General features: G+C 73.6%; 2 protein-coding genes. Both read right to left on the bottom strand.

Annotated features, from left to right (window positions below; translation table 11 throughout):
- Nucleotides 1–29: 29 nt before the first annotated feature.
- Complete coding sequence (locus AB0O29_RS00710; RefSeq protein WP_365143841.1) at nt 30–3,341, bottom strand: beta-ketoacyl synthase N-terminal-like domain-containing protein; 3,312 nt, start codon at nt 3,339–3,341, stop codon at nt 30–32.
- Between the two features lie 248 nt (nt 3,342–3,589).
- Nucleotides 3,590–14,065, bottom strand: a complete 10,476-nt coding sequence (locus AB0O29_RS00715; RefSeq protein WP_365143843.1) for an SDR family NAD(P)-dependent oxidoreductase — start codon at nt 14,063–14,065, stop codon at nt 3,590–3,592.
- Between the last annotated feature and the right edge of the window lie 9 nt (nt 14,066–14,074).

Here is a 14,074-nt window from a genome sequence, read left to right on the forward strand (position 1 = left end):
ACCTCAACCAATCTAGAGCTGATCGCTGGCTAGGAGATGCCGAATTCGCTGTCGAGCACGTCGAACAGCTCCTCGTCGGTGACCGTTTCGAGGTCGGGCCCGTCCTCGGCGGGGCCGTTCGCGCCACGGGCATCGCGCCAGCGGCGTACGACGGCCTCCAGCCGGGCGGTGATGGCGTCCGCACGGGCGCCGATCACCTCCGTGTCCCCGCCGGTGGCGGGGAAGCCGGTGAGAACGGCCTCGATGCGGTCGAGTTCGGCCAGCGCGGCGGCGGCCGGGTCACCGCCCGCCGCCTCGGATTCCATCCGCTCGCCGAGGAAGGCGGCGGCGGCCCGGGGCGTCGGGTAGTCGAAGATCAGGGTGGCCGGCAGGTCGCAGCCGCTGGCCGCGGTGAGCCGCTTGCGCAGTTCCACGGCGGCCAGGGAGTCGAAGCCCGTGTCGCGGAAGGAGAGGTCCGCGTCGACGGCCGTGCTGGAGGCGTACCCGAGGACGACCGCGACGTGTGTACGGACCAGGCCGAGCAGGATCCGGCCGCGCTCGGCGGGGCTCTGCCCGTCGAGCTCGGCCCGCAGGGCCGCGGCGGCCTCCTGGGTCTCCTCGGCCGAGGGGACTTCGTGGACGACCGGCCCGGTGCCGGCGCCGGACCCGGTGGTACCGGCTGCGCCGACCCAGTAGTGGGTCCGCTGGAAGGGGTACGTCGGCAGTTCCACGATCCGGGCGCCGGCCCCGGCGTAGTACGCGGACCAGTCCACCCGCACGCCGTCCACGTGCAGCTGCGCGAGGGCTGCGACCAGGGCCTCCGGCTCGGGTCGGCCCCGGCGCTGGGCGGCGGCGATCACGGCTTCGGCGGCTTCGGCGCTCTGCTGGGCGATACCGGTCAGGATGCCGTCGGGACCGATCTCCAGGAACCGGGTGACGCCCTGCCCCTCCAGCGCCCGGACGGCGTCCGCGAAGCGGACGGCCTCGCGGACCTGGCCGACCCAGTACTCGGGCGACTGCCAGTCGGCGGAGGTCCTGCCGGTGACCGTCGAGACGATCCCGAACCTCGGCTCACCGTAGGACAGTTCAGCGGCCAGCGCGCGGAACTCGTCCAGCATCGGGTCCATCAGGGAGGAGTGGAAAGCGTGCGAGACCGCCAGACGGCTCGTCTTGCGACCGGCGGCGGCGAAGTGCTCACCGACGGCCAAGACGGCTGCCTCGACGCCCGAAACCACCACCGACTGCGGCCCGTTGACGGCGGCGATGCCCACGCCATCGGTCAGCAGCGGCAGCACCTCCTCCTCGCCGGCCTGCACCGCGAGCATCGCACCACCCGGAGGAAGCGCCTGCATCAGACGACCCCGCGCCACGACCAGCCGTGCCACATCCGCAAGCGAGAACACCCCGGCGACATGCGCCGCCGCCAGCTCCCCGATCGAGTGACCGGCCACGACGTCAGGCCGCACACCCCACGCCTCCACCAGCCGGAACAGAGCCACTTCCAGGGCGAACAGCGCGGGCTGGGTGACCGCGGTCGCGTTCAGCGCCTCCGCGTCCCCACCCCAGACGACGTCCTTCAGCGAACGCCCCAGGTGCACGTCGACCTCCGCGCACACCTCGTCGAAGGCCTCCGCGAACACCGGAAACGCCCCATACAGCTCACGCCCCATACCCAACTGCTGCGCACCCTGCCCCGTGAACAGGAACGCCGTCTTCCCGGTGTGGCGCAGTCGGCCGGTGATCACGGCGGGGTGTACCTCGCCCGCCGCCAGCGCCGTGAGCGCACTCTCACGGTCGCCGACGACCACCGCGCGGTGAGGGAACGCGCTCCGCGAGGCGGCCAGCGATAGCCCGATGTCCGAGGGGTCGGGCTGCGGGGCGTCGGTGACCCGCTCCAGCAGCCGCTCGGCCTGGGCGGCCAGCGCCTGCGGCGTCTTGCCGGACAACAGCCAGGGCGCCACGGGGAGTCCGGCCCGCACAGCCGGCTCCCCGGCTCTCGCGGGCGCCTCCTCGACGATCACGTGGGCGTTCGTCCCGCTGATCCCGAACGAGGACACGCCCGCCCGGCGCGGTCCGCCGGACGCCACCCAGTCACGGGCCTCGGTGAGCAGCTCCACGCTGCCCGCCTCCCAGTCGACCTGGTCCGAGGGGGTCTCGGCGTAGAGGCTCGGCGGCAGGACCCCGTGGCGCAGGGCCATCACCATCTTGATGACGCCCGCGACACCGGCGGCCGCCTGGCTGTGCCCCATGTTCGACTTGATGGAGCCCAGCCACAGCGGCCGGCCCTCCGGGCGCTCCTGGCCGTAGGTCTCCAGCAGGGCCTGTGCCTCGATGGGGTCGCCGAGGGTGGTGCCGGTGCCGTGCGCCTCGACGACGTCGACCTCGGCGGCCGACAGACCCGCGTCGGCCAGCGCCTTGCGGATGACCCGCTGTTGGGCCGGTCCGTTGGGGGCGGTGAGTCCGTTGCTGGCGCCGTCCTGGTTGAGCGCGGAGCCGCGGATCGTCGCGAGGACCGGGTGGCCGTTGCGCCGTGCGTCGGAGAGCCGCTCCAGGAGGAGGACGCCCGCGCCCTCGGAGCAGGCCACGCCGTCCGCCGCGGCGGAGAAGGACTTGGAGCGGCCGTCGGGGGCCAGGCCCTGCTGGGTGCTGAAGTAGACGAACATGTCGGGGGTCGACATGACGGTCACGCCGCCGGCCAGCGCCAGGTCGCACTCGCCGGAGCGCAGCGCCCGGGCGGCCATGTGGAGGGCGACCAGCGAGGAGGAGCAGGCGGTGTCGACGCTCACCGCAGGGCCTTCGAGCCCCAGGGTGTAGGCGACGCGCCCCGAGACGACGCTGCCGGCGGTGGTACTGCCGGGCTCCCGGCCGAGGGCGTAGTCGTGGTACATGACGCCGGCGAAGACCCCGGTGGAGCTGCCCTTGAGGGTGGTGGGGTCGATCCCGGCCCGCTCGATCGCCTCCCAGGAAACCTCCAGCAGCAGTCGCTGCTGCGGGTCCATCATCAGCGCCTCGTTGGGGCTGATCCCGAAGAACACCGGGTCGAACTCGGCCGCGTCGTACAGGAATCCGCCCTCGTCGGCGTAGGACTTGCCGGGGGTGCCGGGTTCCGGGTCGTAGACCTCCGGGTCCCAGCCGCGGTCGGCCGGGAACCCGCCGATGGCGTCGACCCCGTCCGCGACGAGCTGCCACAGCTCGTCGGGGGTGCTCACCCCGCCCGGGTAGCGGCAGCCCATCCCCACGATGACGATCGGGTCGTCATGGCGTCCGGGGCGGCGCTCGGCCTCGGCGAGGCGCCGACGGGCGTCCCGCAGGTCGGTCGTGGCCCGCTTCAGATATTCGAGAAGTCGCTCCTCGTTGCTCACCGAGACCTACTCCCTCTGGTCGACGAAAAGTGGCGACTCACTCGCGCTGCTGCCCGCGCTCCTGGTCCAGCCTTGATCCGTTCGAACGCTACTGAGACTCCGAGAGGGCGGCCTACCCTTAGCCCACCCCTGCCGAGGGCCCGGCCCGAGAAGGGGAAAACACGCCAAAAGACCGGGGTGCGTGACGGCTGTCGTGCAGCTGTCACGCACCCCGGTCCGGGTGTGCCGGCCCTCCTGGGTCAGGGGGGTCAGGGGGTCGCGGGGGTAGCGAGCTCGTTGTCGAGGATGTCGAAGAGCTCATCCGCGCTGACCTCGTGGAGGTCTTCGCCGCTGTCCGGGATCTCCGGTGCGGCATGCCCCTGGGCATAGTCAGGTTGTCCGTCGAGCCGCGCGGCCAGTTCCCTGAGCCGCTCGGCCAGCCGGTCGCGGTCGGGTCCGGCCGCCGGGGCGGCGGAGGTCAGCAGCTCCTCCAGCCGCTTGAGGTCGGCCTCCAGCCCCGGTGCCGCGGGGGTGGCGCGCGCGGGGACCAGCCGCCGGGCGAGGTACGCGGCCACCTCCGCCGCGCTCGGGTAGTCGAAGATCAGCGTCGCCGGCAGCCGCAGCCCGCTGGCCGCGGTCAGCTGGTTGCGCAGCTCCACCGAGCCGAGCGAGTCGAAGCCCAACTCACCGAAGGCGCGGTCGGGTTCGACGGCGTCGGCTGAGGCGTTCCCGAGCACGGTCGCCGCGTGGCCGCGTACGACGTCCAGGATGATCCGGGTCCGCTCCTCCTCGTCGTGACCGGCGATCCGTTCGGCCAGCGACACGCCCTGGGGCGCCCCGACACCGGGCCGCTTGCGGGCGGCCGGGACCAGCCCGCGCAGCAGCACGGGCAGTTCGTCGGTACGGGTCCTCAGCGCCGCCGCGTCCACCTGGAGCGGCACGGTGACCGCCGTACCCGACGCCAGTGACTGATCGAACAGGGCGAGCGCTTGGGCCTCCGAGAGGGCCGGGGTGCCGGCACGGCGCATCCGGTCCCGGTCGGCCTCGGTGAGGTGGGCGGCCATGCCGGTGTTGACGTCCCACAGGCCGAAGGCCATCGCGGTCGCGGGGAGGCCTTCGGCGTGGCGGTGGGCCGCCAGCGCGTCCAGGAACACGTTCGCCGCCGCGTAATTGCCCTGCCCCGCCGCCAACACCAGACCACCGGCCGAGGAGAACATCACGAACACCGACAGACCCAGATCCCTGGTCAACTCGTGCAGATGCCACGCCGCATCCGCCTTCGGCCGCAACACCGCATCCATCCGCTCAACCGTCAGCGCACCCACCACACCGTTGTCCGCGACACCCGCCACATGCACCACACCCGACAACGGATGCGCACCATCCACACCCGCCAACACCCCCGCGAGCGCCCCACGATCCGCCACATCACACGCGGCGACCGTGACACTGGCACCCAACCCGGACAGATCGGCTATCAGGTCCGTGACACCCGGGGCATCCGGACCACGCCGGCCCAGCAGCAACAGATGGCGCACCCCGTGCTCCACCACCAGATGCCGGGCCACCAGAGCACCCAGACCACCCGTACCACCGGTCACCAACACCGTGCCCGAACCATCCCACACCGGCCCGACTGCGCCTTCGGCGGTCAGCCGCGCCAGCCTGGGCACCAGCACCCCACCGGCCCGGACGGCCAGCTCCGCCTCACCCAGACCCGCAACCACCCCGAGATCCAGCGAATCGTCAGTGTCCACCAGCACGAACCGACCCGGATTCTCCGCCTGCGCCGACCGCACCAGACCCCACACCGGAGCCTGCCGCACATCCACCCGCTCACCATCGACGACAGCCACCGCACCACGCGTGACCACCACCAACGACCCACCCTCGAAACGAGGCTCCGACAGCCACTCCTGCACCACACCGAGCACCCGCCGGGCGTGTGCCCGTACATCGGCGAGTACGTCACCGGTCTCCGTGGCGGTGCAGTCCAGCACCACGGTCGCCGGCACATCGGCGGCGTCCGCCACGTCCTCCCAGGCCGTCCAGTCGCCCGCGGCGGCCGGGGCCGCCTCCGGCGCGGGCTGCCAGCGGACGTGGAGCAGTGCGTCGCCCGTCCCCGCGCCCAGCTGCTCGGCCGATACGGGCCGGGAGAGGAGCGACTCGACGGACAGGACAGGGTTGCCCCGCTCGTCCGCGACGGTGAGCGCGAGCCCGTCCTGGTGGGCGGTCGGGGTGAGCCGCACGCGCAGTGCCCTGGCCCCCGCGGCGTGCAGGGCGACCCCGTTCCAGGCGAAGGGCAGCAGGGTCTGGCCGCCGCCCTCGCGGCCGGGGATGGCGAGCAGTCCGACGTGCATCGCCGCGTCGAGCAGGGCCGGGTGGAGACCGAAGCGGGCCGCGTCGGCGTGGGCGTGCTCCGGCAGGGCCACCTCGGCGTACAGCTCGTCGCCGCGCTGCCAGGCGGCCGTCAGGCCCTGGAAGACCGGGCCGTAGTGGTAGCCGGCGGCCGCGAGGTCCGGGTAGGCGTCGCCGACCGGGATCTCCTCGGCGCCCGTCGGGGGCCATTCGGTGAGCCCCTCCGCCCGCTCGGGCGCCACCGGTGACAGCAGGCCTTCGGCGTGGCGGGTCCAGGGCAGGTCCGGCTGGTCGTCGGGACGCGAGTGGATCGCCACGGTCCGGCGTCCGGAGTCGTCGGCGGGACCGACCGCCACCTGGACGGCGATGCCGCCCCGGGCGGGGAGGATCAGCGGGGCCTGGAGGGTGAGTTCCTCCAGCAGCCCGCAGCCCAGCCGCTCGCCGGCCCGCACGGCCAGCTCCACGAAACCGGTGCCGGGCAGCAGCACACTGCCGAGGACGTCGTGGTCGGTGACCCAGCCGTGCGTGCTCGCCGACAGCCGGCCGGTGAGTACGGCGCCGCCCTCGTCGGGCAGCTCGACGGCCGCGCGGAGCACGGGGTGGTCGAGCCCGACCTGCCCGGTCTCCGCCGTGCCGCCGGCGGTAGCGGGGGCCGTCATCCAGAAGCGGGAGTGCTGGAAGGCGTAGGTGGGCAGTTCGACGCGGCGGGCACCGGCGGGTGCGAAGAACGCCTCCCAGTCCACGGCCACCCCGGTCACGTGCAGCTGCGCCAGGGCCGATACGAGCGTCTCGGCCTCGGGACGGCTGCGGCGGACGGCCGGTACGAGGACCAGGTCCAGGTCGGAGTCGACGCTCTGCGCGGCGAGACCGGTCAGGATCCCGTCGGGCCCGATCTCCAGGAACCGGGTCACCCCCTGCCCCTCCAACGCCCGGACGGCATCCGCGAAGCGGACCGCCTCGCGGACCTGGCCGACCCAGTACCCGGCCGACTGCCAGTCCGAGCACAACTCGCCCGTCACGGTGGAAACGACCCCGAACTTCGGCTCGGAGTAAGACAGTTCCGCCGCCAGGGCACGGAACTCGTCCAGCATCGGGTCCATCAGGGAGGAGTGGAAAGCGTGCGACACCGCCAGACGACTCGTCTTGCGACCGGCCGCGGCGAAGTGCTCACCAACGACCAGAACAGCCGCCTCCACACCCGAAACCACCACCGACTGCGGCCCGTTGACCGCGGCGATTCCAACCCCGTCGGTCAGCAGCGGCAGCACCTCATCCTCCGTCGCCTGCACGGCGAGCATCGCGCCACCGGCCGGAAGCGCCTGCATCAGACGACCACGCGCCACCACCAACCGCGCCGCATCCGCGAGCGAGAGGACACCCGCCACATGCGCGGCGGCCAGCTCACCGATCGAATGACCGGCCACCACATCGGGCCGCACACCCCACGCCTCCACCAGCCGGAACAGGGCCACTTCCAGGGCGAACAGCGCCGGCTGAGTGACCGCGGTCGCGTTCAGCGCCTCCGCGTCCCCACCCCACACCACATCCTTGAGCGAACGCCCCAGGTGCACGTCCACCTCCGCGCACACCGCGTCGAACGCGGCCGCGAACACCGGAAACGCCCCGTACAGCTCACGCCCCATCCCGAGACGCTGCGCACCCTGCCCCGTGAACAGGAACGCCGTCGAGCCCTTGGTCACCGTGCCGCTCAGCAGCCCCGGGTGCGATTGCCCCTCGGCCAGGGCGGCGAGCGCCTCCCTACGGTCACCGACCACCACGGCCCGGTGCTCCATCAGCCCGCGAGTGGTGGCGAGGCTGTGCCCGATGTCCTCGGGACGGTGTGCGTCCTCGGCCGCCAGCAGGCGTTCCGCCTGCCCGGCCAGGGCCTGCGGGGTCTTCGCCGACAGCAGCCACGGCACGACCGGCAGTGCGGCCCCCCTCTCCAGCCCGGTCTGCGGCTCCTCCGCGGGTGCCTGCTCCACGATCACGTGGGCGTTGGTGCCGCTCAGGCCGAAGGAGGAGATGCCCGCGCGGCGCGGACGGCCTTCGGCCTCCCAGTCCCGTGCCTCGGTGAGCAGTGCCACCTCACCCGCCGACCAGTCGATCTGGTCCGAGCGTTCCTCGGCGTGCAGCGTGGGCGGCAGGACGCCGTGCCGCATCGCCATCACCATCTTGATGATCCCGGCGACACCGGCCGCGGCCTGCGTGTGGCCGAAGTTCGACTTCACGGAGCCCAGCCACAGCGGCTGTCCCTCCGGGCGGCCCTGGCCGTAGGTGGCCAGCAGGGCCTGCGCCTCGATCGGGTCACCGAGCCGGGTGCCCGTACCGTGCGCCTCGACCGCGTCGACCTCGGCGGCCGACAGACCCGCGTCGGCCAGCGCCTGGCGGATCACCCGCTGCTGCGCGGGGCCGTTCGGGGCGGTGAGGCCGTTGCTCGCACCGTCCTGGTTGAGCGCCGAACCCTTGACGACGGCCAGGACCCGGTGACCGTTGCGCCGCGCGTCGGAGAGCCTCTCCAGCAGCAGCACACCCGCACCCTCACCCCAGCCCGTACCGTCCGCACCCGCCCCGAAGGACTTGCAGCGGCCGTCCGGGGAGAGGCCGCGCTGCCCGCTGAAGTACACGAGCATGTCCGGGGTGGACATCACGGTCACTCCGCCGGCCAGGGCGAGCGAGCACTCTCCGGAGCGCAGTGCCTGGGCGGCCATGTGCAGGGCCACCAGCGAGGAGGAGCAGGCGGTGTCCACGGTGACGGCCGGGCCTTCCAGACCCAGCGTGTAGGCGACCCGGCCGGAGACGAGGCTGCCCGCCGTGCCGCCCGCGTAGTCGTGGTACATCACACCGGCGTACACACCGGTGCGGCTGCCCTTCAGGGCGGCCGGGTCGACGCCCGCCCGCTCGACGGCCTCCCAGGAGATCTCCAGCAGCAGCCGCTGCTGGGGGTCCATGATCTGCGCCTCACGCGGGGAGATCCCGAAGAACGCCGGGTCGAACTCGGCCGCGTCGTACAGGAATCCGCCGTCACGGGCGTACGACTTGCCCGGCACGCCCGGCTCGGGGTCGTAGACGCCGGGGTCCCAGCCGCGGTCGTCGGGCAGGGGGGCGATGGCGTCGACCCCGCCCGCGACGAGCTGCCAGAGTCCTTCGGGTGTGGTGACCCCGCCGGGGTAGCGGCAGGCCATGCCGACGATGACGATGGGGTCGTCGTCAGCGCCCCGGACGGCGGCCGCGGCGGGCGCGGGCGTGGTGTCGGGGGTGCCGTCGAGCACTTCGAGGATGTGGGCGGCGACCGCTCCGGCCGTCGGGTAGTCGAAGATCAGCGTGGCGGGCAGCCGCAGGCCTGTCTCCTTGTCGAGCCGGTTGCGCAGTTCGACGGCGGTCAGCGAGTCGAAGCCCAGTTCGTCGAAGGCGCGCTGCGGTTCGATGGCGTCGCCGGACGCGTGGCCCAGTACGGCGGCGATCTTCGTACGGACCAGGTCGAGGACGGCTCCGGCGCGGTCGGTACCGGTCAGGCCGGCGAGCCGGTCGCGCAGCGCTCGGGAGCCGCCCCGGGCGGCCGCGCGGCGGCCGGGGGCCCGGACCAGGCGGCGCAGCAGGGCTGGGGTGTCGTCCGCGTGGGCGCGCAGGATCGCGAGGTCCAGGCGTACGGGGACGGTCGCGGCCTCGCCGGACGCCAGGGCGGCGTCGAAGAGGGCGAGGCCCTGCTCGGCGGAGATGGCCGGGGTGCCGGCCTGCCGCATCCGCTCCAGTTCGGCCTCGCCGAGCTGGGTGCCCATGCCGCCGCGGGTGTTCCAGAGGCCGAAGGCCAGGGAGGCGGCGGCGAGTCCGGCTGCGCGGCGGTGCGCGGCGAGTGCGTCGAGGAAGGCGTTGGCGGCGGCGTAGTTGGCCTGGCCCGTGGAGCCGAGGGTGCCGGCGATGGAGGAGAAGAGGACGAACGCGGTGAGGCCGTGGCCCTGGGTCAGCTCGTGCAGGTGCCAGGCCGCGTCGGCCTTGGGGGCGAGGACCGCGTCGAAGCGTTCGGGAGTGAGCGAGGTGAGCATGGCGTCGTCGAGCACACCGGCGGCGTGCACGATCCCGCGCAGCGGGTGCTGCGGGTCGATGCCGTCCAGCACGGCGGCCAGGGCCGACCGGTCGGCCACGTCGCAGGCGGCGATGGAGACCGTGGCGCCCGACTCGGCGAGTTCCGCGGCGAGTTCGGCGACCCCGGGGGCGTCCGGTCCGCGCCGGCCGACCAGCAGCAGCCGGCGCACTCCGTGCTCGGCGACCAGGTGGCGGGCGACGAGCCCACCCAGGCCGCCCGTACCGCCGGTGATCAGCACCGTTCCGTCGGCGTCCCACACCGGCTGCGCCTCCGTGGCGGTGGCAGCGGTGGCGCGTACCAGCCGGGGCACGGACACCCGGCCGTTCCGGACCGCCGACTCCGGCTCGCCGTCGGCCCGTACGCGGCCGAGGCCCTCGGTGCCGTCGGTGTCGACGAGGAGGAAGCGGCCCGGGTTCTCCGCCTGCGCCGCGCGCACCAGACCCCACACGGGGGCCTGCCGTACCTCGACGGTCTCGCCGTCACCGACGGCGACGGCACCCCGGGTGAGGAGCACGAGGGACGCCGCGGCGAAGCGCTGGTCCGCGAGCCAGGTGCGCAGCACGCCGAGGACCCGGTGGGTGACGGCGTGGACCGCGTCCACCACGTCCTCGTCCGTTCCGGCGGCGCAGTCGAGGACGACCGTGCCCTCGACGGGGCTGCCGTCGGCGGGTACGTCCTCCCAGCGCAGCCACTCCTGCGCCGCGGCCGGGTCGGCCGGCTGCCAGGCGACGCGGTACAGCGGGTCCTCGGCGCGGCCCGCGGCACGGGTGTCGTCCATCGCACGGCCCACGACCCCGCCGACGGCGGCGATCGGCGTGCCGTGGGCGTCGGAGAGCTCCAGCGCCAGGCTCTGCGGGGTGGGCCGGGTGATCCGGACCCTGGCCTGCCCGGTCCCCACGGCGTACAGCCGTACGTCCTTCCACACGAACGGCAGGACCGTCGCGCCGTCGTCGTCGGCACCTTCCACCATCGCGGCGTGCATCGCCGCGTCCAGCAGCGCCGGGTGCACCCCGTACGCGTCCGCCGCCGTGTCCTGCGGCAGCGCGACCTCGGCGTACAGCGCGTCCCCGTGCCGCCAGGCGGCCGTCAGGCCCTGGAAGGCGGGCCCGTAGGCGAGACCGCGCTCGCGCAGGGTCTCGTACGCGCCGTCGAGGGGCAGGGCGGCCGCGCCCGGCGGGGGCCAGGCGCTCAGGTCGAAGGCGGGCGCGTCCCCGCCCTCGGCCAGTACGCCTTCGGCGTGCAGGGTCCAGTCGGGCTCGCTCCCGGACTCCGGGAGGCCTTCCGGCCGTGCGTACACGCCGACCGTCCGGCGCCCGGTGTCATCGGGCGCCCCGACCACGATCTGCACGGCGACGGCGCCGTCCTCGGGGAGGACCAGCGGGGCGTGCAGGGCGAGTTCCTCCAGGACCTCGCAGCCCGCGTGGTCGCCCGCGCGGATCGCGAGTTCCACGAACCCCGCGCCGGGGAAGAGGATCGCGTCGCGCACCACGTGGTCGGCGAGCCACGGCTCGGCGGCGACGGCGAGCCTGCCCGTGAGGACCACCCCGCCGGAGTCGGCGAGGGAGACCACGGCGCCGAGCAGCGGGTGGTGGGGCGTGGACAGCCCGGCGGGTACCTGGCCGCCGGGGCGGAAGGCGTCGATCCAGAACCGGGTGCGCTGGAAGGGGTAGGTGGGCAGGTCGATGCGGCGGGCGCCGGTGGGGGCGTAGAACGCCTCCCAGTCGACGCGTACGCCGTCCACGTGGAGGTGAGCGAGGGCCGATACGAGGGTCTCGGCCTCGGGCTTGTTCCGGCGGACGGCCGGTACGAGGACCAGGTCCTGGTCGGAGTCGACGCTCTGCGCGGCGAGACCGGTCAGGATCCCGTCGGGCCCGATCTCCAGGAACCGGGTCACCCCCTGCCCCTCCAACGTCCGCACCGCGTCAGCGAAGCGGACCGCCTCGCGGACCTGGCCGACCCAGTACCCGGCCGACTGCCAGTCCGAGCACAACTCGCCCGTCACGGTGGAAACGACCCCGAACTTCGGCTCGGAGTACGACAGTTCCGCCGCCAGAGCGCGGAACTCGTCCAGCATCGGGTCCATCAGGGAGGAGTGGAAAGCGTGCGACACCGCCAGGCGGCTGGTCTTGCGACCGGCGGCGGCGAAGTGCTCACCAACGGCCAGAACAGCCGCCTCCACACCCGAAACCACCACCGACTGCGGCCCGTTGACGGCAGCAATGCCCACGCCGTCGGTCAGCAGCGGCAGGACCTCGTCCTCCGTCGCCTGCACCGCGAGCATCGCACCACCCGCAGGAAGCCCCTGCATCAGACGACCACGCGCCACCACCAACCGCGCCGCATCCGCGAGCGAGAACACCCCCGCGACATGCGCCGCCGCCAGCTCACCAATCGAGTGACCAGCGACGACGTCAGGCCGCACACCCCACGCCTCCACCAGCCGGAACAGAGCCACTTCCAGGGCGAACAGCGCCGGCTGAGTGACCGCGGTCGCGTTCAGCGCCTCCGCGTCCCCACCCCACACGACGTCCTTCAGAGAACGCCCCAGGTGCACGTCAACTTCCGCACACACCGCGTCGAAGGCCTCCGCGAACACCGGAAACGCCTCGTACAGCTCACGGCCCATCCCCAACCGCTGCGCGCCCTGCCCCGTGAACAGGAACGCCGTCCGGCCGCCCTGCCGGGCCTGGCCGGTGATCAGAGCCGGGTGCTCCTCCCCCGCCGCCAGCGCGGCCAGCGCGGCCGCGTGATCGCCGACCACCATCGCCCGGTACTCGAAGAGGGAACGGGTCGCCGCCAGGGAGTGGCCGACGTCCACGGGGTTCGGGTCGTGTGCGCGCAGCGTGTCCAGCAGGCCCCGCGCCTGGTCGGCCAGCGCCTGCGGGGCCTTCGCGGACACCGGCCAGGGCGCCGCCGCCACGCCCGTGGGCGGGGCCGGGGCTTCGGTCGTGTGGGCCTCCGGCTGCTCGGGGGCCTGCTCCACGATCACGTGGGCGTTGGTGCCGCTCAACCCGAACGAGGAGATGCCCGCGCGCCGCGGGCGGCCTTCGGCCTGCCATTCCCGTGCCTCGGTGAGCAGTTCCACGTCGCCGGCCGACCAGTCGACCTGGTCCGAGGGGGCGTCCACGTGCAGGGTCCTGGGCAGGACGCCGTGGCGCATGGCCATGACCATCTTGATGATGCCCGCGACGCCCGCGGCGGCCTGCGTGTGCCCGAAGTTCGACTTCACGGAGCCCAGCCACAGCGGCCGGCCCGCCGGGCGCTTGCGGCCGTACGTCGCCAACAGCGCCTGCGCCTCGATGGGGTCGCCGAGCCGGGTTCCGGTGCCGTGCGCCTCGACCGCGTCCACGTCGGCGGCCGACAGTCCGGCGTCGGCGAGGGCCTGCCGGATGACGCGCTGCTGGGCGGGGCCGTTGGGGACGGTCATGGCGCTCGACGCGCCGTCCTGGTTGACGGCGGAGCCGCTGACCAGTGCGAGGACCGGGTGACCGTTGCGACGGGCGTCGGAGAGCCGCTCCAGGAGCAGCACGCCGGCGCCCTCGCCCCAGCCGGTGCCGTCGGCCGCGGCGGCGAAGGGCTTGCAGCGGCCGTCGGCGGCGAGCCCGCGCTGCCCGCTGAAGTACACGAGCATGTCCGGGGTGGACATCACGGTGACACCGCCGGCCAGCGCCAGGTCGCACTCGCCCGCCCGCAGGGCCTGGGCGGCCATGTGCAGGGCGACCAGGGAGGACGAGCAGGCGGTGTCCACGGTGACGGCCGGGCCTTCCAGGCCCAGCGTGTACGAGGTGCGGCCGGAGACGAAGCTGCCCGCGGCGCCGTCGGCGTAGTCGTGGTACATCACACCGGCGTACACACCGGTGCGGCTGCCCTTCAGTGACGTGGGGTCGACGCCGGCCCGCTCGACGGCCTCCCAGGAGATCTCCAGCAGCAGCCGCTGCTGGGGGTCCATGGTCAGCGCCTCGCGCGGGGAGATCCCGAAGAACGCCGGGTCGAACTCGGCGGCGTCGTAGAGGAACGCGCCGTCACGGGCGTAGGACTTGCCGGGCACGCCCGGCTCGGGGTCGTAGACGCCCGGGTCCCAGCCCCGGTCGGCGGGGAAGCCGGACACCGCGTCGGTGCCGTCGGCGACCAGCCGCCACAGTCCCTCCGGGGTTCCGGCCCCGCCGGGGTAACGGCAGGCCATCGCCACGATGGCGATCGGGTCGTTGCTCGCCGCCGTCAGCCGCGCGTTCTCTTCACGCAGTCGCTCGTTGTCCGTGAGGGACTTGCGCAGTGCCGCTACGACCTGTTCCACCGATGTGCTCACGTCGTCCTC

This window comes from Streptomyces sp. NPDC089915 (genome assembly GCF_040684675.1).
Classification (GTDB): Bacteria; Actinomycetota; Actinomycetes; order Streptomycetales; family Streptomycetaceae; genus Streptomyces.